The organism is Nostoc sp. JL31 (assembly GCF_017114965.1).
In the GTDB taxonomy this organism is placed as follows: domain Bacteria; phylum Cyanobacteriota; class Cyanobacteriia; order Cyanobacteriales; family Nostocaceae; genus Nostoc; species Nostoc punctiforme_A.
Window position 1 is genome coordinate 1 of the sequence record NZ_JABXKO010000111.1, and the last position, 21,249, is coordinate 21,249.

The window sequence follows — 21,249 nt, forward strand, 5'->3', positions numbered from 1 at the left end:
CCCAGCCATACACAGATACACCCCTCTCATACGAGAAGTAGATTACCATATTTCGGTATTAGTGGGATAGGTTCAAATGAATATCACCAATCAAGAAGTAATCAATTTTTCCAAATGAAGACTTTATGCGAGTAACGTACTCGTCCCTTGCCGCTTTTTTTGCTTGAATAGACACCGGAGATCCTAGAATTTTAAATTCAAGTGAGCCAAATGGTGAAGCCTCTCTTCCACCATTCGCAGCCTCCAGTGCTTTGATCAGTTCATCATCACTCATCTTTGTATTGAAAATCAATATAATTCATTAATCAGGTTTTTTAAAATGTCTAAATCTGAATAATCTATCTGCTCTAAATTAGAAGGTATATTAACAAAATTACTTAATTCTTTAATTTGTTTTAAAGCCATAGCATTTTGCTTAATAAGATTGTTGGTTATTTTCTGCTGCTCCAGAAGTTGGGTTGTGGTAGATTCTAATTCCCTTTGAAGTTTGAGTAATTGCAACTCAACATCTTGGTATTTAGAGCTAATGGGATTTGGTTCCATATCCAAATCTGGAATATAAGTAAAGATTTGTTTGATTCTTCTCCACTGTTGTTTCAGCTTATTAATTTCATTACTTCGGTTGCTGCCAAGCTTTAATTCTATGAACTTATGAGCAGCAATAGCTTCAAGAAATCCTTTACGTAATTCTTCTAAATCATCTTCTTGCATAGTTTATAATTTTGTTGGAATTTATTAAAGCTTAAACTTAAGATAGCTGACTGGCATCAGTAATTATATCAAACCTAGTCAAATGCACTTAGCTAGTAGGGTGCATTGTAGCGCAGTGCAATGCACTACATCCTCAGTAGTAAATATTATAAGTGAGTCTGCATTATGGGTGACTATTAGGGTTTTCAATCATTAATCCCTCACTTACAACTGCTGCATTCAACTCATTATCTGCGGACACAAAGGTAATAGGAGGTAATCCATTAGCAATGGATAATGGTGTTGACTACATGACCTACTGCTAGTTGGATAGCATCATAACCTCTTAAACCATAAGTTTCAGATAATACCATTCCAGAATTAATGATATTTTCTGTGATTTCAACAATTTGATAGTCTTTCTGTAAATCAATTTTGAACTGATTGCGTGTTATTGTCGCATCTGTAATGCTAATACTTCCACTGCGCGATCGCCTGGTAATTGCTGCGATAATTTCTACACTAGCGATAGTACTACTATATTTATATTTCTCCAGGATAAGTACTGAGAAATACCAATTGATTTATCATCTCTTCGGCTGACTTGGCTGCTATCAGCTTGAGTACTCTTCGCATTTGTTCACCAATCGAGTAATCCTGCGATGAAATTATAATCCCTGCATGACTACGCTTATCTTGTATGTATATACTGTGCAACTGGCAAAAATCACCAACATTGAATGTGTATAAAACTCTTTGCAGTTCAGTAGCTAAAGTCAGTTGTTCCTTATCGCTAGAGCTGATCGTTTCAACCTCACCAACACTTGTAACATCTACCCCCCTCGCTCTCAATGCTTTGATAAATCGCTGATCCATTGAGTCTTCATCAATAAATAATCGAATTTGACTCATATTGCTTGTCCCATTTCTGTAGCTAATCGCTTGTAATCTGCTCTTTCAGCAGAAATATACATCTCAATTTCTTCTCGATTAGCGTGATAATAAGTTAGAGCAGCATAGACTTGTGTAAGATTTACGTTTCCCATGCGTTCAGCAATTTCTTCTGCATTCAGCCCAAGTTTATACCAAGCTGTAATGCGTTGAACAGAAACTCTAGTACCAGCAATGCGGGGACGACCCCCTAAAGTTTCAGGTGACTTAACAATCAGTGTTCCAATGTCAGTAGCCGACATAAATATCTTAATGGGTTTATTTGGATGATTTTTCACCCATAAATCATAGCAAATTATCTAAAATTGGTATGATTTATCAGTAAATTTGGCTTTGCTTATAAACCATTTCCATTCTCAACTTTTCAACCTCCAATCTCAACTTATCATTCTCCATCCTCAACTTTGCATTCTCCTCTCTAATCAACTCAACTTCATTCCTCTTACTCAACGCCTGATTAATCGCCAATTTCCGCATATCTAGCGAAAACCAACGCTGATAAGTTTGGGTATGAACCTGCACACTATGCCCCAAATTATCCGCCGCCGCTTTAATTGGTATTCCCAAAATATGCGCCCGAATTGCCCAAGCGTGACGTAAATCATAGGGTTTAAAATCTAATCCTATCTTGCGAAACCACCAACTAACTCGCTGTGTTAACGCCGTTATCTCAGCATGATTTGTGTTATCTTTTTTAGCGATCGCACTTCTCAACATCTCTAAATATTTCGGATTTCTCAAATCAAAATCCTCAATCCATTGCCGATGTAATGGTAATGCTTGTCTCTCACCAGTCTTAGAATCTTTATGAACTTTCCATGTCAAATCTAAATTTTCTTGACTCAACCACCAATCAATATCAGGATTAATAAAAAGTTCCCGTGGACGTAAACCAAAAACTGCTAACATTCCATACGTCCAGCGCCAAATTTGCCAGCTATCTTGAACATTTTGATTAACTTGATTACCTCTATTATTTTGGTAATCTTCAAACTTAATAATTCCCTCAGATATTTCTGCATCGGTCGGTATATTCCGAGAATTACTCTCCGGCATTTTGGAATATTTCGATAAATCAATTTCGATATTGAATGTCACACAAAATGCTGCGATCGCTCTAGCTGCATTATATTTAGCCCATTCCTTATCGATTTGTTCAATTGAACTTATCAGATTTTCAGCAGTTGCCAAATCTTGAGGATTGGTAAATCTCTTGGTACGGGAAAAGTAATAAAAAAAAGTATGTTCGCTTTTAGTTGTGCGTTTGTGAGTTTTAAAATACTCTTCTTCAAATTTTTCAAGTAATTCTCCTATAGATTGAAAATCTTTTCTAATTGCCTCATTTCCCAAATATTTATCATTCCATTCAAAAGTTTTACGAGCAATTAACTTTCCTAATTCATAAGCTTCTTCCTCAGCCGTCTTGAGTCCATCCAAGTTAGCGGGAATATTCAAACTGAGATTGTATTGCTTTCTCCCAGTACCGTTGCTATCTTTGTCTCCCGGTTTAATTGGTAACGTCGCCCGTAATTGCAGACTTCCATTCGATTCTCTAATTGTCACCTTTGCTTTTGCAGACTTCAAACGCAGATTAACTTTCTCTAATCCTAGTAGTACATTCGTTCTCATGTGTTCTTTTTGCTGCTGTGCTTGCAGAGATGAGCAAAAAAATGGGCGATTTTTTAATTGCCCTGGCTCAGGACAACATTTAAATGATGCGTGAGTCCTGAACCTGATTATGCTGTGTTTTTAGCCTATATTTAGGCTAAAAATAAATGTGTTCTTAGAAAACAATGTTTAGCAGAGACATTGCTTACTGCAAACATTAAATAGTTGAAAAAAATTAAACCACAAAAAGGATTACTCCGGCCCTTATCACGGTTATGACGGCTTCGCCATCTTCGCTCGTGATATGGACTTGGCACTCAACAGCCCAACCTGGTCATTAATTGGCGCTCCTTGGAATGAAAAAGCTCAGGCTAAGAAGGCTGAAGCTAAGGCTAAGGCTGCCGTCTAGGGAAATGGGAGAGAGCGATAAGTAAGGATAACCTGGGGCTAAAACCCCAGGGGGGAGTTGGGAATCCAAAATTCAAAACTGAAAAATTAAAAATTTCTTTTGATTTTTGCATTTTGAATTTTGAATCATATTCCCATCTCCCATCCCCGCCTCAAATCCTTATTCCTCAATCAGTAAAGAATTCAGTAAGCTTGGAGATCCAGAAATGCCTCAGAATCCAGAAAAAATTCAAGACCACGTTGAGTTATTCCACCAGCCTGAGTACCAACAGCTATTTGAAAACAAAAAGCAGTTTGAAAATGGTCACGAACCCGAAGAAGTAACACGGGTTGCAGAGTGGACAAAGGGTTGGGATTATCGTGAAAAGAACTTCGCTCGTGAAGCTTTAACCGTTAACCCTGCTAAAGGTTGTCAACCATTGGGAGCAATCTTTGCTGCTGTTGGTTTTGAAGGTACTCTACCTTTCGTTCAAGGTTCTCAAGGTTGCGTTGCTTACTTCCGCACCCACTTAACCCGTCACTACAAAGAACCATTCTCTGGTGTATCTTCTTCAATGACTGAAGATGCAGCCGTGTTTGGTGGTCTGCAAAACATGATTGACGGCTTGGCGAACTCTTACCAACTCTACAAGCCCAAGATGATCGCTGTCTGCACCACCTGTATGGCAGAAGTAATTGGTGATGACTTGCAGTCTTTCATCAACAACGCCAAGGAAGCTGGTTCAGTTCCTCAAGATTTCCCAGTACCTTACGCTCACACCCCTAGCTTTGTCGGTTCCCACATCACTGGTTACGACAACATGATGAAGGGAATTCTTTCTAACTTGACCGCAGGTCATAAGAAAGAAACCAGCAATGGTAAAATCAACTTCATCCCAGGTTTTGACACCTACGTAGGCAACAACCGCGAAATCAAGCGGATTGCTTCTTTGTTCGGCTTTGACTACACAATTCTAGCCGACAACAGCGACTACCTCGATTCACCCAACACAGGTGAGTTCGATATGTACCCAGGTGGTACAAAGCTAGAAGATGCAGAAGATTCAATCAATGCGAAAGCAACGATCGCTCTGCAAGCACACTCTACACTCAAAACCCGCGAGTACATCGAAAAAGAATGGAAGCAACCAACCTCAGTTTCCCGTCCTTGGGGCATTAAGGGTACTGATGAGTTCTTGATGAAACTCAGCGAATTGAGTGGTATCCCCATTCCTGAAGAATTGGAAATCGAACGCGGTCGTGCAGTTGATGCCATGACTGACTCCCACTCATGGATTCACGGCAAGCGCTTCGCTATCTACGGCGAACCAGATTTAGTATACAGCGTAGTTGGCTTTATGCTAGAAATGGGTGCTGAACCTGTGCATGTCTTGGTTCACAACAGCAACGAAGTATTTGAAGCAGAAATCAAAGAATTGCTTGCTTCTAGCCCCTTTGGTCAACATGCAACTGTTTGGCCTGGTAAAGACTTGTGGCACATGCGTTCATTGTTGTTCACCGAACCAGTAGACTTCTTAGTTGGTAACACCTACGGTAAGTACCTGTGGCGCGACACCAAGATTCCCCTCGTGAGAATCGGCTACCCCATCATGGATCGCCACCACTTACACCGCTACGCCACCATTGGTTATCAAGGTATAATCAACCTCCTCAACTGGACTGTAAACACCCTGTTTGAAGAAATCGATCGCAACACCAACATTCCTTCTAAGACAGATATTTCCTACGACTTGATTCGTTAGAAATTGCGTAGAAACACAACGTGTTAATTAAAGGGTAAAGAAGGGGAGTAGGGAATAGGGAATAGGGAATAGGGAAATATCCAAATCCAATGCCCAATGTCCAATTCCCATCCCCAACTCCCCTTTTTCTTGATAGCATTTACCCAAGGAATTGATAAATGGAAACCATCAATCACACTCACGAACACACTCACACTCATCCTCATCCTAATTACCATCCACCTAACCAGAAAAAACGAGGGTGGTTCCACAATCTTCTTAATCCGTTGCGCCGTGTAGTGGATGGAATTCAGGTTAAAAATAATCGCTTCGCTCATCTAATTTGCCAAACAATTCCTTGTTGTTGTCCCTTTGAGCGACAAATTAAATTATTTGGGAAGTCTATTGATATTCCACCACTATGTAAACTCAATCCTTTATATGACGAATTTGTAGGATTGCGTTTCCGCGCTCTATCTTACCTCGCTGATGTATGTGGAGAGGATGTCACAAGATACATTTGTTAGTCATTGGTCATTGGTCATTAGTCATTAGTCATTAGTCATTGGTAAAGACGCGATTATACTCTGCGAGAAGCCGCTCTTCGAGCGTCTACGCGTCTGTACAATAGTCAATTCAAATGACAAATGACAAAGGACAATTAACAATTAAGAGAAGAGAGATGAAAAGCACCCAAGGCAAAATCAACGAGCTGCTGACTGAGACAGGATGCGAACATAATCAGCACAAACAAGCGGAAAAGAAAAACAAGTCTTGCGCCCAACAGGCACAACCTGGCGCGGCTCAAGGGGGCTGCGCTTTTGATGGTGCAATGATTGCTCTAGTGCCGATCGCAGATGCTGCTCATTTAGTCCACGGGCCGATCGCCTGTGCTGGTAATTCCTGGGGCAGTCGTGGTAGTCTGTCGTCTGGCCCGCAACTCTACAAAATGGGCTTTACTACTGACTTGGGTGAAAATGATGTCATCTTCGGTGGCGAAAAGAAACTCTACAAAGCAATTCTGGAACTCAAAGAGCGCTACCAACCAGCAGCAGTATTTGTCTATGCCACTTGCGTTACAGCCTTAATTGGCGATGATATGGATGCTGTCTGCAAAGCGGCGGCTGAGAAAATTGGTATTCCTGTTGTTCCCGTCATTGCCCCAGGATTCATTGGCAGTAAAAATCTCGGCAACCGTTTTGGCGGTGAAGCTTTATTAGAATATGTTGTCGGCACAGCAGAACCGGAACATACAACGCCTTATGATATTAACTTAATCGGTGAATACAATATAGCCGGTGAAATGTGGGGAGTAACACCACTGTTAGAAAAATTAGGCATCCGTATTTTGTCTAAAATTACGGGCGATGCTCGCTACGATGAAATTCGCTACGCCCACCGCGCCAAGCTCAACGTCATGATCTGCTCACGAGCGTTGCTGAATATGGCAAGAAAGATGGAGGAGCGTTACAACATCCCCTACATTGAAGAGTCTTTCTACGGCATCGATGATATGAATCGCTGTCTGCGAAACATTGCTGCTAAATTAGGCGACGCTGATTTACAGGAGCGGACAGAAAAGCTAATTGCAGAAGAAACGGCTGCTTTAGATTTGGCATTAGCTCCCTATCGCGCTCGACTCAAAGGTAAGCGAGTTGTGTTGTATACAGGTGGTGTCAAGAGTTGGTCGATTATCTCGGCTGCTAGAGACTTAGGCATTGAAGTTGTTGCTACCAGTACTCGGAAAAGTACTGAAGAAGATAAAGCCAAAATTAAGAAGTTGATTGGCAACGATGGCATCATGCTAGAGAAAGGCAACGCTCAGGAATTGCTACAACTGGTTAAAGACACTCGCGCAGATATGCTGATTGCTGGTGGACGTAACCAATATACTGCTCTGAAAGCTCGAATTCCTTTCCTTGATATCAACCAAGAACGCCATCATCCTTATGCAGGTTATGTGGGAATGATTGAGATGGCGCGGGAACTGTACGAAGCTTTGTATAGCCCGATTTGGGAACAAATACGCAAACCCGCTCCTTGGGAAGAAGAGGAGGAAGTTTAATGGCGGCTGTACCATCGTTCCCAGACTCCGGCTGGGAACGCATTCCTGAAGGGCTGCTGCCCTTCTTTGTAGAGCAGATGAGGCAGAGCCTCATTGTCAGCATTCCCCGGCGGAGCCAGGGAACGAGAAAGTCCGCCCTGGAGGAGGTAGTTTAATGGCGATCGTTACTGTTTCCAATAAATCACTGACAGTTAATCCCCTCAAGCAAAGTCAAGCTTTGGGCGCAACCTTAGCCTTTCTGGGATTGAAAGGGACGATGCCCTTATTCCACGGTTCTCAAGGTTGTACTGCTTTCGCTAAAGTTGTCCTTGTGCGGCATTTCCGGGAAGCGATTCCTTTAGCTACCACAGCGATGACAGAAGTCACGACCATTTTGGGTGGTGAAGAGAATGTGGAGCAAGCAATTCTGACTCTGGTAGAAAAGGCTAACCCAGAAATTATTGGTTTATGTAGTACTGGGTTGACTGAAACTAGAGGCGATGACATTGAGGGTTTTCTGAAAGAAATCCGCGATCGCCATCCAGAATTGAATGATTTGGCGATCGTTTTTGCACCGACCCCAGATTTTAAAGGTGCGTTGCAAGATGGTTTTGCTGTCGCTGTGGAGAGCATAGTTAAGGAAATTCCTCGCGTAGGTGGACTCAGAACTGAACAAGTCACGATTTTGGCGGGTTCTGCTTTCACACCTGGGGATGTACAGGAAATTAAAGAGATAGTGACCTCCTTTGGATTAGTGCCGATCTTTGTACCTGACCTTGGTGCTTCTCTAGATGGACATTTAGAGGATAATTATAGTGCGGTTACAGTCAGTGGAACTACCTTAAAACAGCTACGAGAAGTAGGTAGTTCTGCCTTTACCCTAGCATTGGGTGAAAGTATGCGTGGTGCTGCCAAGATTCTGGAAGAACGCTTTGGCACACCTTATGAGGTGTTTGGCGAACTGACGGGATTAGAACCAGTAGATGAATTTATCCAAGCATTGGCGATTCTGAGCGGTAATAGCGTACCCGAAAAATACCGCCGCCAACGTCGTCAGTTGCAAGATGCGATGCTGGACACCCACTTTTACTTCGGTGCAAAACGAGTTTCCCTCGCGCTGGAACCAGACTTGTTGTGGTCAACAGTGCATTTTCTGCAATCGATGGGAGCGCAGATTCATGCTGTGGTGACAACCACGCGATCGCACTTACTAGAACAACTCCCGGTAAAAAGTATCACCATCGGCGATTTAGAAGACTTTGAGAGTCTAGCGGGCGGTTCTGATTTGCTGATTGGTAACTCAAATGTTGGTGCGATCGCAAAACGCCTCTCAATTCCTCTTTATCGTCTAGGATTGCCCATTTATGACCGCTTAGGTAATGGTCAATTTACCAAAGTTGGCTATCGAGGCACGATGGAGCTTTTATTTGGTATCGGCAACCTGTTTTTAGAGGCAGAAGAAGCGAGAGTTAAACAGTTCCAAGAGTTCGGAATTGTGAGCGCAGAGTTTTGAATTCACACTTGAAATTCAAAACAGTTCAGTTAAGAATTGATCCTCCCTAACCCTCTTTTTTAAGGCGTGTATACACAAGTCGAATTACCCCCCTTAATCCCCCCTTATAAAGGGGGGAAATAAATCAAATCTAGTTCCCTCCCCTTTATAAGGGGAGGGTTAGGGTGGGGTAAAAGCTTGGTTAATCAGCTATTTCAGACTTGTGTATCGTAGCTTTTTAACGGTGAGCTTCCGAGGCTAAATATTACTAACTGAACCGTATTGCTTCAAAATTCAAAACTTTAGAGAGGAGAATTACAATGAAAATAGCCTTCACGACGAGTGACCGAGTTCATATTAATGCTCACTTCGGATGGGCAAAAATGATTGACGTTTACGAAATTACCGATGAGGGATATCACTTCGTAGAAACCCTCACCTTTGAAGGCGAACTCAAAGAAGATGGTAATGAAGACAAAATCACCCCAAAACTTGACGCGATCGTTGACTGTACGATTGTTTACGTAACAGCAATTGGTGGTAGCGCCGCCGCTAAGTTAATCAAGAAAGGTGTCACCCCAGTGAAGGCGCGATCGGAAGAAGAAGAAATTAGTGAAGTGCTAAACAAGCTAGTGAAAACCCTCAAAGGTAATCCTCCACCTTGGTTGCGTAAAGCTTTACAGCCCAAAACCACAAACTTTGCCGATGAAATTGAAGACGAAGCAACAGTATGACCGCAAATAATAGTGTTAACGGAACCGCTACAACTGAAGTCTTGAACTCACCTTTTCTTAAGGTATTAATTAAACAAATCCGTGGTCAAGACAGCTATGGAGTTTATCGTACTTGGTCGGATGAGTTGATTCTCAAACCCTTTATTGTCACCAAACACAAGAAACGGGAAATTTCCGTTGAGGGCGAAGTTGATGCGGTAACTCAAGCTCGGATTATGGCATTTTTTCGAGCTGTAGCGGCTGGGATTGAACAAGAAACAGGTTTGATATCCCAGGTTGTAGTTGATTTGAGTCATGAAGGATTTGGCTGGGCGCTAGTTTTTTCTGGTCGTCTTTTGCTAACTGTGAAAACCCTGCGAGATGCTCATCGTTTTGGCTTTGACTCGCTAGAGAAATTAGCAGAAGAGGGAGAAAACTACGTCAAAAAAGGCCTTGATTTGGCGAAGCGCTTTCCTGAAGTTGGCAAAATTTAATTAGTCATTAGTCATTGGTCATTAGTAAAAGACAAATGACTAATGACATAGACGCGCCAGCGGCTTCCCGCAGGGTAGGACAAAGGACGAAGGACAAATGACAATTGAGGAACTACAAGCAAAAATCAGACGCCTCAACAGCAAAGCAGGTCAAATGAAAATGGATCTGCATGATTTAGCTGAAGGTCTGCCAACAGATTATACACAACTTATGGATGTTGCCGCTGCAACTTATGAAATCTATCGCCAGTTAGATGAACTTAAGCAACATCTGAAACAATTGGAGAATGCTAAATGACTGGAACTATTGATGAATTCAAGAAGCTCGTAGATGCAGAAGAATTTTTTCAATTCTTTAATATGTCCTACGACTTAGAAGTTGTGAATGTGCATCGTCTACATATTCTGAAAAAGTTTTCTCAACACATGCAGGAAATTGATGATAATTCTCCTGACTTGAGTCAAGAAGAGAAATTAAATCAATATTCTTTGGCTTTGCAAAAAGCTTATCAGTTATTTACCGAATCGACAGCTTACGAACAAAAGCTGTTCAAAGTGTTTAACGACAAGCCGAAAAATGTAGTCACACTGACAGAAATCACTTCTGATTAGGAGGTATAAATTGGTTAACCTGACGCCTACCGAATTAGAACGCTATCGTCGCCAAATGATGCTTCCGAATTTTGGCGAAACAGCACAGAAACGCCTGAAGTCAGCGACAGTTTTGGTTACAGGTGTGGGAGGATTAGGCGGTACGGCGGCGCTTTACTTAGCAGTAGCAGGCGTTGGGCGGCTAATCCTAGTCCGGGGTGGTGACTTACGGCTAGATGATATGAATCGTCAGGTTCTCATGACTGATGATTGGGTAGGTAAGCCAAGGGTATTCAAAGCTAAAGAAACTCTGGATGCGATTAATCCTGATGTCCAAGTGGAAGCTGTTCATGATTACATCACCCCGGAAAATGTAGATTCGTTAGTGCAGTCGGCTGATATGGCTCTTGATTGCGCCCACAACTTTACAGAGCGCAATTTGTTAAATGAAGCCTGTGTGCGATCGCGTAAGCCAATGGTGGAAGCCGCAATGAATGGGATGGAGGCTTACCTGACGACGATTATTCCTGGTGTGACTCCTTGTTTATCTTGTCTGTTTCCAGAAAAGCCTGAGTGGGATCAGCGCGGCTTTTCAGTTCTAGGCGCTGTTTCTGGGACACTAGCTTGTTTAACAGCTTTGGAAGCTATCAAGCTGATCACCGGGTTTAGTCAGCCTCTATTGTCGCAATTGCTGACAATCGACTTAAATCGGATGGAATTTGCTAAACGCCGTTCTCACCGCGATCGCTCTTGTCCAGTATGCGGCAATAGTGCGCCTTGGAGACACGCGCAATCCAATTCGATGGAACCCACAGGTATTGCACAAAATACTTAATTTTGTCATTGGTCATTAGTCATTGGTCATTAGTGAATAACAAAAAACAACTGACAAAAGACAAAGGACAAATGACAACCCCACCTGAAATCAGAACAACTAATCGCTACAAATCAGGAGACTTAATGGCTGTTATTTTATCAGAAAAAGCAGAATTTCATCTGCGGGCATTCCTCAAAGGTTCCGCACCCGATGCTAATGGCGCAACTAAAGGTGTCCGCATCTCGGTAAAAGATGGTGGTTGCAGTGGCTATGAATATGCGATCGATATCACCAGCAAACCCCAACCAGATGATTTAGTAAGTCAGCAAGGCAAAGTACTGGTTTACGTTGATGCCAAAAGTGCGCCGTTATTAGACGGAGTTATCGTTGACTTCGTTGAAGGTGTGATGGAAAGCGGTTTTAAATTTATCAACCCCAATGCAACTGATACCTGCGGTTGTGGAAAGTCCTTTAAAACAGACGACGGTACGCCTACTGGTGTACCTTGCAGCTAAAGCTAACATCATTTCGTTAGTGCTAAGTCAATTGTAGAGATTTCCCATAGACACACTCCGCAGAGTTTCAATGCTCTTGAGGTAGGTTCTAGTTCGCTTTGCATCCCTTACCCCTATAGAGAAGCTGACTAAACTTAGCATCTCTGTAAGAAGAAGGGAAGCAAAAAGTAGGATAGGTTGCTCAAAAACTTCAGAAATTACACCAACTGTATAACGTTTGAGGAGAATCGGAAAATGGCTTCCTACCAAGTTAGATTAATCAACAAAAAAGAAGACCTCGACACCACAATTGAAGTTGAAGAAGATACCACCATCTTAGAAGCAGCAGAAGAAAATGGGATTGAGTTGCCCTTTTCATGTCATGCAGGATCTTGCTCTAGCTGTGTAGGTAAGGTTGTTGAAGGTGAAGTTAATCAAGAAGATCAAAACTTCCTGGATGACGATCAGGTTTCTAAAGGATATGCTCTACTTTGTGTAACTTATCCTCGTTCTAATTGCACAATTAAGACACATCAAGAAGCATATCTAGTCTAAACTAGACTTTGGTTGCTGCCTTAAGTAACCAAAGAAAAAATGAAGGATGAAGGATGAAAATATACTTCCTTCTTCCTTTCACAATTTCTAATTTATAATTAAAATGTTTACAAACTTTAGTGTTACTGGCTGTTCATTATAATTATTGAGAACGGGAGAGCGAGGAATCGTAGCTTTCTGTAAAAGCCAGGATAAAATCATTTTGGAAAAGCTTATATCAATGGGAATAGTAACAGGAACTCATATCACTTTAAAACAACGCGTTCCCTCTATAATTATCAATATTGAAAACATAGATTTTTTCCTAGACTTAGAAAGTGCCCGAACTATTTATGTTCGCATTACTGATAGTTCCATTAATTAATCTTGATGTATAGCCTTACCTAATTATTTCTGAAAAATAAAATATCCGAATTTTTAAATAAGTCGGGTATCTATGATTTTCAATTTGTAAAAATCTAATATGATTGCTATAATTACGCTGCATTAAGCTACTGCACTCTTTTTATAACTACTTATAGGAGTTAGTCACTAAATTATATAAGTGCAATTTGATATGAACAATAGAGTGGCTTGCAAAAGAAGCCAACTCTATTTTTTAATCAATAGCCACTATCACATCTGATGATTTAATCACAGCATAAGCCTGCTTACCTTCTGCAAGTGATAGCTTTTCTGCTGATGATTTTGTGATGATTGACACTAGCTCTACTCCTGGCGCTAGTTCTAAAGTTATTTCAGTATTAACTGAACCATGTACAACTTTTTTGACAGTACCTTTAAGAGAATTACGAGCGCTAATTTCCATGTTTTTACTTCGCTAATTTGAACTATTTATACTTTAGTAAGTTAGCAACTTTTGATTTTAAAAACACCTTTTTTTAAGATATCTTAATAATTGTGAAATAATCCTCATTTACTTAACAGTGTTACATCTGCTTTAAGAGCATTACAAAAATGGGTGGGGCGGTCATTTTCTGCAAAAAGTAATATAAAACAATATAAGACAACTAACTATTGATGGATATTATCATCAATTTAATATTTAATAAGCTATTTGCTTATGTGTAAATACTGAGATTATAACATATTTACGTATTTATAATAACTAAAATAAAAGAGGTTCATATTGTGTACGATCGAGTTAATACAACAAGGCCAAATCTATTTTTTGAACAATTAAGTCCCGTTGTAGGTGTAGGATTTCCTGTTCCTAAAGACTGGTTGCCAATAACAAGTTTTCCCTTGCTAATTATAGTAGGTATGACTGGCGTGGGAAAAAGCACAATCACAAAAGCGTTGGTTGAAGAAGGCTTGGATTTCACACTTTTACCTAATCGTCGTATTTTAACCGAACGCATAATAATTGCGCCAATGTTAAAAATACAAGAGAAACTCGTGCAACCTCATTGCCGGATTAAACGCCTAACTTATACTCGCCTTTATCGAGAATACTTTCCTGGTGGAATGGGTCATATTTTAGCTTCGCTACACCTTAATCCACAAGAAGTCAACTCTATGTTAGTTTTCGATAGTTTGCGTGGTGAAAATGAGGTTCGCTATGCAGCTAGAGCTTTAAAAAATGCTAAATTTGTAATGTTGACTGCACCAAATACAGTGCGTTTAGAGAGACTTTTGAAACGTCATGATTCTTTTGATTGGATTGCTAGTCAAGAGTTAGATGATAATAGGCAAACTGTCCCAGAAGCACTGACAAACTTTGCTAGCTTGGGCGTACCAGAGGCTTCTGCTTATTTTACTGCTAAAGAAGAACAAGAAATCTTAGAACTTGTAAAAAAACAAGTTGTTACAGGTGTAGAATTGCGGGACAAACTAAAAATATTTGTCGAAGAGAGTCAGAACTATGATTCGGTTCCTACGAAACAGGTTTTAGAAGCGATGGATACAAGCGATCGCTCTCTTATAATTGATACTATAACCAGTCCCCAAGAATCAGCCAAAGCAATTATTTCTCGATTATACAAATCTGTTAATATAAAAACTAATAAGTAAATATAACTAGTAAGGGTTAGCACAAGGGTTGCTCAATGTCGCTATCTGAATTTGCAATTGTAGAAAGTACTCTCCGTGAAGGCGAACAATTCGTCAAGGCCAATTTTTCTTCAGATGATAAAGTCGAAATCGCTGAGGCCCTTGCTGCATTTGGAGTGGAATATATAGAGTTAACGTCACCAATCGCTTCACCTCAATCTAGACAAGACTGTGAACGATTAGCTAGGTTAGGCTTGCCATCAAAAATATTAACTCACATTCGCTGTCACTTAGAAGATGCTAAAGTCGCTTTAGCCACAGGCGTCGCTGGGATTAATTTAACTATTGGTAGTTCTTCTTTGATGCGTCAGTTCAGTCATGGTAAAAATATTAATCAAATTATTGATTTAGCATCTGAAGTTTTAACTTTTATTCATCAACAAGCCCCCGATATTGAGTTACGGTTTTCGGCTGAGGATTCGTCACGCACTTCCATAGAAGATTTAATTACAATTTATTCGGAGATTGAAAAGTTAGGAGTTGTCAAACGCATAGGAATTGCCGATACAGTAGGAATTATTACGCCAATGCAAGTATTTGAATTAGTGAAGACTTTGCGCCAATTCACTAATTTAGATATTGAGTTTCATGGTCATAATGATACAGAATGTGCAAATGCTAACAGTTATACAGCACTGGAAGCGGGAGCAACTCATATTGATACTTGTGTTCTGGGTATTGGTGAACGCAATGGTATTACCTCACTAGCTGGATTTATTGCGAGATTATATGCTACAAATCCAGAGCAGATTAAGTCTAAATATCGCTTGGAAGAACTTGGTTACTTACATGAATTAGTTGCGAGAAAAGTTGGAGTTTCTATTCCTTTTAACCACTGTGTTTTTGGTGAAAGTGCTTTTAGTCATAAAGCTGGCATTCATACTAAAGCTATGCTCAATAACTCGGAGACTTATGAGGCTATTAATCCCCGGAGTTTTGGTGTAACGCGCTCAATTTTAATCAATCATAAATTGGCTGGAAAACAGGCGGTTAATCACCGAGCTAATGAATTAGGACTTTCCTTTAATTTATCGCAGCTTAAAGATATTACCCATAGATTGAAAGCTTTAGCTGATAACCAAAGTCTTACCATCGAAGATGTAGATAATATTTTATATTCTTATCATTGTCAGTAAATTTGAAAATATACACACTTACTGTCCAAGTGCAGATCCCCGACTTCTTGAAGAAGTCGGGGATCTAAATCCATCTATATCTGCTATTAATGTATCTTATGGAAGAAAACTGTAAAAATTACTGCTTTTCCATTATTTTTCAAGCTTTTTTAAGAAGAATATTTGCTGTTCTTTATAAATCATTCATAATTTAAACTTATAAAGTTGATAGCATATATGTAAGTTAAAAGGATTTAAATAACATTTTTGCAAAAATGGTGAGTATTGCTCACCATTCTATTTGCCAAGCAAATTTATATTAGTAAAAAATTAACTAAGGAGTAGTGATGAATCGAATCAACAGTCAAATTTTGAGTGAAGCAACAACTCAATGGCTAATAGCAAAAGGCTATAATCCTGGTGATTTAAATCAGACAGGTGAAAATGGTGATACAGCTTTAATGAAAGCGACAAGAGAAGGAGTTTATACAGTCGTCAAAGAACTAATTGATGCTGGTGCGGATATCAATGCTCGAAATAGCGATCGCAACAATGCTTTGTGGTTTGCTTGTTTTGGTAATCACTACGATTTAATTAATTTACTGTTGTCTGTCAACATTAACATTGACAATCAAAATGATAATGGTGCAACTGTTTTAATGTATGCAGCATCAGCCGGAAAGACAGAAGTAGTTAAGTTACTTTTACAACATCAGCCTAATTTATATTTAAAAAACTTAGACGATTATAAAGCGATAGATTTTGCTAGCAATGTAGAAGTCTTAAGGATAATTAAAAATGCCATCAAGTCAGATATCGGGCAAAGCTTATCATGACGCTACCAAGCATTCTTACTTATCGGTACAACTCGATCCAAATTATGTAGATGCCTCAACCCAGCCATCTGCATTTAAAGTTTATCCCAAGTTTTATCGGAGAGTGAAATTAAATCTCAATAATCCTGTTCACTCTTTTATCTCATTAACCAGTGCAATAACACTGGAAAAAGTATATAAAGATGGCCCTTATAAACTGCGGGTGAATCCATCAGCAGGCGCTCTGTATCCTACGGAAGTTTACGTACAGGTTCGCGGGATTGAGGGAATGATAAATGGTATATACCATTTAGAAGTTGAGAATAATTGTCTAACTCTCATCTATGAATTAATTGATGATGGGTTAGAGAATTATATTATACCTGGTAAATGTATCAACGGATTCATCTTTTTAATTAGTTGTGTTTATTATAGGTCTAGCTGGAAATATCAAAACAGAAGCATAAGATATTGCTTCTTAGATAGCGGACACCATTTAGGTGCGTTCGCCTCTGGCGTGGCGGAGCCTCTCGCAGCTTCAGCTTATCTCTACAACCGAGATATACAACTAATTTTCGACTTTGATAAACTTGCTCTCAATTCAGATTTGGGATTTGAGAATAAAGAGTTTATTACTGCTTGTGCGGTGTCAGGAGAAATACAAGACAAGAAAATCAGACGCTTAAGGCTGAAAGTTCCTTTTGTCTCTGGTACTGATTATTTTGAATCGAATCAATTTATTGAAGATGCTTATCAAGCAACTACTCTACAAAAGAGTCGCCAGCAGAAATTAGAGTATCCTCAATTTGATTTTGATCGGGATAGACGTTCTATTAGACGTTTCCGGAAAGAGGCTATTTCTCAAGAAGATTATTTATATGTAGTGCAACAACTTCAGCAGTCAATACCGACAGAAAACTATGAGGAAATATAAATTTACTCAGTGGCGCATCGAGTAAAAGGAATGACACCTGGATTATATAAAGGTACGTATCTGGTTAAAGCGGGTAACTTTAGTGAAAAGACAGGTTACTTATGTATTAATCAAGCTATTGCTAGAGATGGCGCTGTAACTTTATTTTTTGTGTCAGATTATTTAAATTATCAAACTGCTATGCAAATAGCTGCTTTTCTGGGACAGAGACTTTATTTAACTAGTAATTATTTGGGAATTCAGTGTAGTGGAATTGCTGCGTATTATGATGACGAAACCCAAGAATTATTAGAAACAAATAAAGATGTACTTTATGGAATGGTGATTGGAATATAAGCAGGAAGCTGAAGAAAGATGGCTAGAAAGATGTATTACTTCAATGGTGATGACTCACATCCGATGCAACCGACATCTGCGGATATTATACTGCGGCAACAGCTAGAGGATTCTATTAGCAGATACTTTTATGATGCGTGCGATCGCACCATTCAAAATCTGCTGTCTGATTGTCGGTGGTATGTCACAACCCACGCCAATGCTCTGACATTGGTAATTGAATGTCCCGAGCAAGTTATTAATTGGCGTGTTTTACAAAAAATTGTGCCAATGGGGACATTGCTATATGGAATTGTTAACAGTGCTAAAATCCGTGTTTGTCCCCCAGAAAGTCAAGGCATACCTTTTGAAATGAGGGTAGATGAACTTTCTGTTTATCGGGATTGGGCGTGATTCGATTTTGGATTTTGTATTAGTTAATATTCTGTTTGATAAGTGCAGCTACCTCTTCAAAAACCAAATCAGCAGAATGTTTGACAACAGGACTTAACTCTAGTCCCAAACCAAGATTTGCCGCTTCAATTAAATAAACTATGACATCTTCGGGAAAGTCATTTTGAAAGATTTTCCGTCCGGCGGCTAAAGCATTATCCCAACGAAAATCGTGCAAGTTATAACTAGGTTCTGGTAAAGCTTCCAGTTCTTTTCCTGGAACTTTAAATACAGCACCCGGTTCAGAACCAGTTGAACTTGCATCAATAATTACTAATTGTTTACTACCTCTAGCTTGAAACATTACTTCCATCCCTGCGGTGCCACAGTCATAAACATGCACATGAGGATGAGGATTTTCAGCTAGATATTTTTGTAAGCGTTGGGCAATGATTACACCTACTGCGTCGTCATTGCGATTGAGATTGCCGCAACCGATAATAGTTAGCATGGGATGAGATATCTAACCTCACTTTCGACATCTACAATCATTAAAATAATGCACTTTAAACTTTTATAAAGATACTTTTCTAAACCTGTGCCCATCTGGTTGTACAACTACAAATGCCCCTACTAATTCGACTTCAGAGTAAGTTTCTATAACTCGTACCAGCTCGTTATGAACTTTATTTACAGTTGTAGGTAGGATTCGGAGATAAATGACTCCAGATCCCATTGCTCTCACAAAAACAAGATTTCCATAGTCTCTATCTCGCGTGATAAGAATACGGTTCTGTTCCTGTGCTGTTCTAAGTATTTCTTCATCACTTGCTTGCGAAAGACCAATCTGAGCAACAAGAACTACATCATGTCCGCTATCAACTAGAAATCTTGCTGTCACAGCATACACATCTTGATCTAGTAATAATCTCATACTCAAATAGATACTAGGCGTATGTCTTCAGCTGCCACTAGAGCGATCGCATATCCTAAGCAGGCACGAATGTCTTCGATTTTTAGGTCTGGATAGTAGTCTCGGATAATTTCTTCAAATGAAAGTCCGTCATTAAGTAGTTCAAGAATACTCTGCACAGTGATGCGTGTTCCTGCGATGCAAGGTTTACCGAAATGAATGTGAGAGTTAACTACGATTCTGTCCATTTAACTATAAACTAATAATATGTTTCTTAAATTATAAAATAAGAAGCCGTACTGTATCTATAAATGCAGTGAAACTTACTTTAAAGCTTAAGGTCATAGTAAAGGTATAAGATTAAGAACAACTCATTATCAAGCTTCTGCTGATTGTGATTATTTCGAGTTTGTGCCATAATCTGCAAAATACGAGGCTCTGACTGATGGGACAGACAAAGCCTCTGAGAATAAATTATCAGTAAGAAACTATAAAGCTACACCATGTTTCTTGGCAACTTCAGTCAGTTTTTCATACTGATGTTGTGATGCTTGAGTTAATATCTCTTCAGCCTGTTCTTTAGTACTTCCCTCTTTAGGAATTAAATACTTGACATAAAGAGATACAAAATCGGCAGCGATCGCTAAACCGGATAAAGCGTGTTGGTCTGCTTCCTTGCCTGCGATCGCAGCTACCAAACCGGCCTTAATTGGGTCTGGTTTAACTTTCATGAACTGCTCGACAAGTTTAGGAACGTAGTCTTCTGGTGGCAAATTATTTAACTTACTTCTATCAGGAGTAAAGTTACATTCTGCGGCTTGAGCTTGCTCTAAAACACACCATTCTATGTATTCTTGCAATGCTGCATCGGGAACGCGAGGGAGATAATTATGTAGCGCTAAATCAGACACAAGCTTACCGTGTAAATTGCTGTTTTATGCAAATGCATTAACGCAAGCCTAACCCACTATTTCTATAAGTTTTAGTGTGGTATGCTACGAGTTTTGAATATCAGACATTAGGAATAGTCCGTTAGTTATCACCAGATTTTTACTCAGTTAAAAGAGTTGGTGGAGCGATGTCTTCGACGAGCTACGCCTACGCATTTTTTATGTTGTTTATTTGTGTAAATAAGGGCACACTATAAGATAAATATATGATTTGTTCATGAAACTTTCTTTTCACAAAGGGCAGCTAACCATCTGGAAGGACGATCGCGGGTTTGGTTTCATACAACCCGATGATGGTAGCCAAGAAGTCTTTCTACACATTACAGCATTGAAAGACGTTAACCGTCGTCCCCAAGTTGGTGATTTTGTTTGTTATCAACTGACAGCTAGTAAAGATGGCAAAGTACGGGCTTGTAATGCTTTCATCGAAGAAGTTAAATCAAAATCTTTATCTTCTGCCGCACCAAATAAGTCTATATCCAGAACTGTAGATAAATCTTTATCATTAGCATTAAATACATTACTTCTATCTTTACTACCAGGGTTAGGTTCAATCCATCTTGCACTAACAACTGGCAACCCAATTCCGCTAATTCTTTATCCTGTCATGAGTTTCATTACTTTTAGGCTATATGCCGATGATAAGTCTCGCGCACAACAAGGACGATGGAGAAGGCAAGAAAATACTTTGCATCTGTGCGAATTTATGGGTGGTTGGTTAGGTGGATTTGTTGCTCAACAGAAACTACGTCACAAAAGCAGCAAAGTTTCTTATCAAATTGTATTTTGGTTGATAGCAACTCTTCACATTGTATTTTGGTTGGATTGGCTATTTTTTGGTAAAGCGTTGATAAATATGTTTTTTGCTATTGTTTCTAGGGGATAAGTAAGTTTAGTCTGATTGTCATAATGATACAAAGGCGATGTCTACGACGGGCTATTCGGCGTCGCTCAGTTAGATGTCTAATCGAGTAAGCTGTAAAGTAAGCCTTGTCGATGATTGTGATATGAAAACTTTTACTGCGCTCGTTGAAAGAGATCCTGATACTAAGTTCTATGTTGGCTATGTCCCTGGCTTTCCTGGAGCGCATTCTCAAGGTGAAACCTTGGATGAATTGCAGGAAAATTTGCGTGAAGTTATTGAAATGCTTCTAGAGGAGCTATCACTTCAGACACGCTAGGCG

At 39.8% G+C, this 21,249-nt stretch carries 28 protein-coding genes and 2 pseudogenes; 20 read left to right on the forward strand and 10 right to left on the reverse strand.

Annotated elements, in window-relative coordinates; all coding sequences use genetic code 11:
- Positions 1-58 precede the first annotated feature (58 nt).
- The 5 genes and pseudogenes from HWQ43_RS27965 to HWQ43_RS27985 form a co-directional block, all read right to left on the reverse strand.
- Complete coding sequence (locus HWQ43_RS27965; protein WP_292739733.1) at positions 59-274, reverse strand: hypothetical protein; 216 nt, start codon at positions 272-274, stop codon at positions 59-61.
- A 14-nt stretch (positions 275-288) separates the two neighbouring features.
- A complete protein-coding gene (locus tag HWQ43_RS27970; protein WP_292739734.1) occupies positions 289-711 on the reverse strand; it encodes a hypothetical protein in 423 nt (140 codons plus the stop codon).
- Between the two features lie 522 nt (positions 712-1,233).
- Positions 1,234-1,602, reverse strand: coding sequence for a DUF5615 family PIN-like protein (locus HWQ43_RS27975; protein ID WP_292739736.1), 369 nt, complete (start codon positions 1,600-1,602; stop codon positions 1,234-1,236).
- The gene (locus HWQ43_RS27980; protein WP_292739738.1) at positions 1,599-1,883 is read right to left on the reverse strand and encodes a DUF433 domain-containing protein; all 285 of its coding nucleotides are present in this window, start codon (positions 1,881-1,883) and stop codon (positions 1,599-1,601) included. Before HWQ43_RS27980 ends, HWQ43_RS27975 begins: the two co-directional genes overlap by 4 nt.
- Positions 1,884-1,959: 76 nt before the next feature.
- Positions 1,960-3,303: pseudogene (locus HWQ43_RS27985) on the reverse strand (site-specific integrase); the annotation flags it as partial.
- Positions 3,304-3,553: 250 nt separating this feature from the next.
- Between HWQ43_RS27985 and HWQ43_RS27990 the strand changes: the two are divergent.
- The 13 genes from HWQ43_RS27990 (at position 3,554) to HWQ43_RS28050 (ending at position 12,942) form a co-directional block, all read left to right on the forward strand.
- Positions 3,554-3,658 carry a nitrogenase molybdenum-iron protein subunit alpha gene (locus HWQ43_RS27990; protein ID WP_084227069.1) on the forward strand — a complete coding sequence of 35 codons (105 nt, stop codon included), beginning with the start codon at positions 3,554-3,556 and terminating at the stop codon, positions 3,656-3,658.
- A 205-nt stretch (positions 3,659-3,863) separates the two neighbouring features.
- Positions 3,864-5,399, forward strand: coding sequence for a nitrogenase molybdenum-iron protein subunit beta (nifK, locus tag HWQ43_RS27995; RefSeq protein WP_292739743.1), 1,536 nt, complete (start codon positions 3,864-3,866; stop codon positions 5,397-5,399).
- Positions 5,400-5,557: 158 nt separating this feature from the next.
- Entirely contained in the window at positions 5,558-5,905 is a 348-nt protein-coding gene (locus HWQ43_RS28000; protein ID WP_292739745.1) for a Mo-dependent nitrogenase C-terminal domain-containing protein, read from the forward strand.
- A 155-nt stretch (positions 5,906-6,060) separates the two neighbouring features.
- On the forward strand, positions 6,061-7,443 hold the full coding sequence (gene nifE / locus HWQ43_RS28005) for a nitrogenase iron-molybdenum cofactor biosynthesis protein NifE (RefSeq protein WP_292739747.1): 1,383 nt from the start codon (positions 6,061-6,063) through the stop codon (positions 7,441-7,443).
- Between the two features lie 154 nt (positions 7,444-7,597).
- Positions 7,598-8,935: a nitrogenase iron-molybdenum cofactor biosynthesis protein NifN gene (nifN, locus tag HWQ43_RS28010; RefSeq protein WP_292739749.1), complete on the forward strand. Its 1,338-nt coding sequence runs from the start codon at positions 7,598-7,600 to the stop codon at positions 8,933-8,935.
- 299 nt (positions 8,936-9,234) lie between these two features.
- The gene (gene nifX / locus HWQ43_RS28015; RefSeq protein ID WP_292739751.1) at positions 9,235-9,648 is read left to right on the forward strand and encodes a nitrogen fixation protein NifX; all 414 of its coding nucleotides are present in this window, start codon (positions 9,235-9,237) and stop codon (positions 9,646-9,648) included.
- Positions 9,645-10,121 carry a NifX-associated nitrogen fixation protein gene (locus HWQ43_RS28020; RefSeq protein ID WP_292739753.1) on the forward strand — a complete coding sequence of 159 codons (477 nt, stop codon included), beginning with the start codon at positions 9,645-9,647 and terminating at the stop codon, positions 10,119-10,121. The genes nifX and HWQ43_RS28020 overlap by 4 nt, the downstream gene beginning before the upstream one ends.
- Before the next feature lie 97 nt (positions 10,122-10,218).
- A complete protein-coding gene (locus HWQ43_RS28025) occupies positions 10,219-10,419 on the forward strand; it encodes a CCE_0567 family metalloprotein (RefSeq protein ID WP_292739755.1) in 201 nt (66 codons plus the stop codon).
- On the forward strand, positions 10,416-10,733 hold the full coding sequence (nifW, locus tag HWQ43_RS28030) for a nitrogenase-stabilizing/protective protein NifW (protein WP_193947837.1): 318 nt from the start codon (positions 10,416-10,418) through the stop codon (positions 10,731-10,733). Before HWQ43_RS28025 ends, nifW begins: the two co-directional genes overlap by 4 nt.
- Positions 10,734-10,743: 10 nt before the next feature.
- Positions 10,744-11,547, forward strand: coding sequence for a HesA/MoeB/ThiF family protein (locus HWQ43_RS28035; protein ID WP_292739757.1), 804 nt, complete (start codon positions 10,744-10,746; stop codon positions 11,545-11,547).
- Between the two features lie 125 nt (positions 11,548-11,672).
- Positions 11,673-12,044 (forward strand): iron-sulfur cluster assembly accessory protein, encoded by a 372-nt coding sequence (locus tag HWQ43_RS28040; RefSeq protein ID WP_094327427.1) that lies wholly within the window; start codon positions 11,673-11,675, stop codon positions 12,042-12,044.
- Positions 12,045-12,278: 234 nt separating this feature from the next.
- On the forward strand, positions 12,279-12,578 hold the full coding sequence (locus HWQ43_RS28045; RefSeq protein WP_185580871.1) for a 2Fe-2S iron-sulfur cluster-binding protein: 300 nt from the start codon (positions 12,279-12,281) through the stop codon (positions 12,576-12,578).
- Between the two features lie 145 nt (positions 12,579-12,723).
- Entirely contained in the window at positions 12,724-12,942 is a 219-nt protein-coding gene (locus HWQ43_RS28050) for a FeoA family protein (protein WP_292739762.1), read from the forward strand.
- 234 nt (positions 12,943-13,176) lie between these two features.
- Here HWQ43_RS28050 and HWQ43_RS28055 read toward each other — a convergent pair whose 3' ends face one another.
- Positions 13,177-13,386, reverse strand: coding sequence for a molybdopterin-binding protein (locus HWQ43_RS28055; RefSeq protein WP_292739764.1), 210 nt, complete (start codon positions 13,384-13,386; stop codon positions 13,177-13,179).
- Between the two features lie 323 nt (positions 13,387-13,709).
- Here HWQ43_RS28055 and HWQ43_RS28060 point away from each other — a divergent pair, with 323 nt between their 5' ends.
- The 5 genes and pseudogenes from HWQ43_RS28060 (at position 13,710) to HWQ43_RS28080 (ending at position 18,223) form a co-directional block, all read left to right on the forward strand.
- On the forward strand, positions 13,710-14,591 hold the full coding sequence (locus HWQ43_RS28060) for an AAA family ATPase (RefSeq protein WP_292739766.1): 882 nt from the start codon (positions 13,710-13,712) through the stop codon (positions 14,589-14,591).
- A gap of 35 nt (positions 14,592-14,626) precedes the next feature.
- Complete coding sequence (gene lysS / locus HWQ43_RS28065; RefSeq protein WP_292739768.1) at positions 14,627-15,766, forward strand: homocitrate synthase; 1,140 nt, start codon at positions 14,627-14,629, stop codon at positions 15,764-15,766.
- A 326-nt stretch (positions 15,767-16,092) separates the two neighbouring features.
- The gene (locus HWQ43_RS28070) at positions 16,093-16,581 is read left to right on the forward strand and encodes an ankyrin repeat domain-containing protein (protein ID WP_292739770.1); all 489 of its coding nucleotides are present in this window, start codon (positions 16,093-16,095) and stop codon (positions 16,579-16,581) included.
- Positions 16,544-17,830: pseudogene (locus HWQ43_RS28075) on the forward strand (SagB/ThcOx family dehydrogenase). Before HWQ43_RS28070 ends, HWQ43_RS28075 begins: the two are co-directional and overlap by 38 nt.
- Positions 17,831-17,848: 18 nt before the next feature.
- Positions 17,849-18,223, forward strand: a complete 375-nt coding sequence (locus tag HWQ43_RS28080; RefSeq protein ID WP_292739772.1) for a hypothetical protein — start codon at positions 17,849-17,851, stop codon at positions 18,221-18,223.
- Between the two features lie 19 nt (positions 18,224-18,242).
- Here HWQ43_RS28080 and HWQ43_RS28085 read toward each other — a convergent pair whose 3' ends face one another.
- The 4 genes from HWQ43_RS28085 to HWQ43_RS28100 form a co-directional block, all read right to left on the reverse strand.
- Positions 18,243-18,713, reverse strand: a complete 471-nt coding sequence (locus HWQ43_RS28085) for a hydrogenase maturation protease (protein ID WP_292739774.1) — start codon at positions 18,711-18,713, stop codon at positions 18,243-18,245.
- 63 nt (positions 18,714-18,776) lie between these two features.
- Complete coding sequence (locus HWQ43_RS28090; RefSeq protein ID WP_292739776.1) at positions 18,777-19,136, reverse strand: DUF5615 family PIN-like protein; 360 nt, start codon at positions 19,134-19,136, stop codon at positions 18,777-18,779.
- Between the two features lie 2 nt (positions 19,137-19,138).
- Positions 19,139-19,363: a DUF433 domain-containing protein gene (locus HWQ43_RS28095; protein WP_292739778.1), complete on the reverse strand. Its 225-nt coding sequence runs from the start codon at positions 19,361-19,363 to the stop codon at positions 19,139-19,141.
- A 240-nt stretch (positions 19,364-19,603) separates the two neighbouring features.
- On the reverse strand, positions 19,604-20,026 hold the full coding sequence (locus HWQ43_RS28100; RefSeq protein WP_292739780.1) for a hypothetical protein: 423 nt from the start codon (positions 20,024-20,026) through the stop codon (positions 19,604-19,606).
- A gap of 256 nt (positions 20,027-20,282) precedes the next feature.
- Here HWQ43_RS28100 and HWQ43_RS28105 point away from each other — a divergent pair, with 256 nt between their 5' ends.
- Together HWQ43_RS28105 and HWQ43_RS28110 are read left to right on the forward strand one after the other, a co-directional pair.
- Positions 20,283-20,951, forward strand: a complete 669-nt coding sequence (locus tag HWQ43_RS28105; RefSeq protein ID WP_292739782.1) for a DUF1294 domain-containing protein — start codon at positions 20,283-20,285, stop codon at positions 20,949-20,951.
- A 121-nt stretch (positions 20,952-21,072) separates the two neighbouring features.
- On the forward strand, positions 21,073-21,246 hold the full coding sequence (locus tag HWQ43_RS28110; RefSeq protein ID WP_292739785.1) for a type II toxin-antitoxin system HicB family antitoxin: 174 nt from the start codon (positions 21,073-21,075) through the stop codon (positions 21,244-21,246).
- The last annotated feature ends 3 nt before the right edge of the window (positions 21,247-21,249 follow it).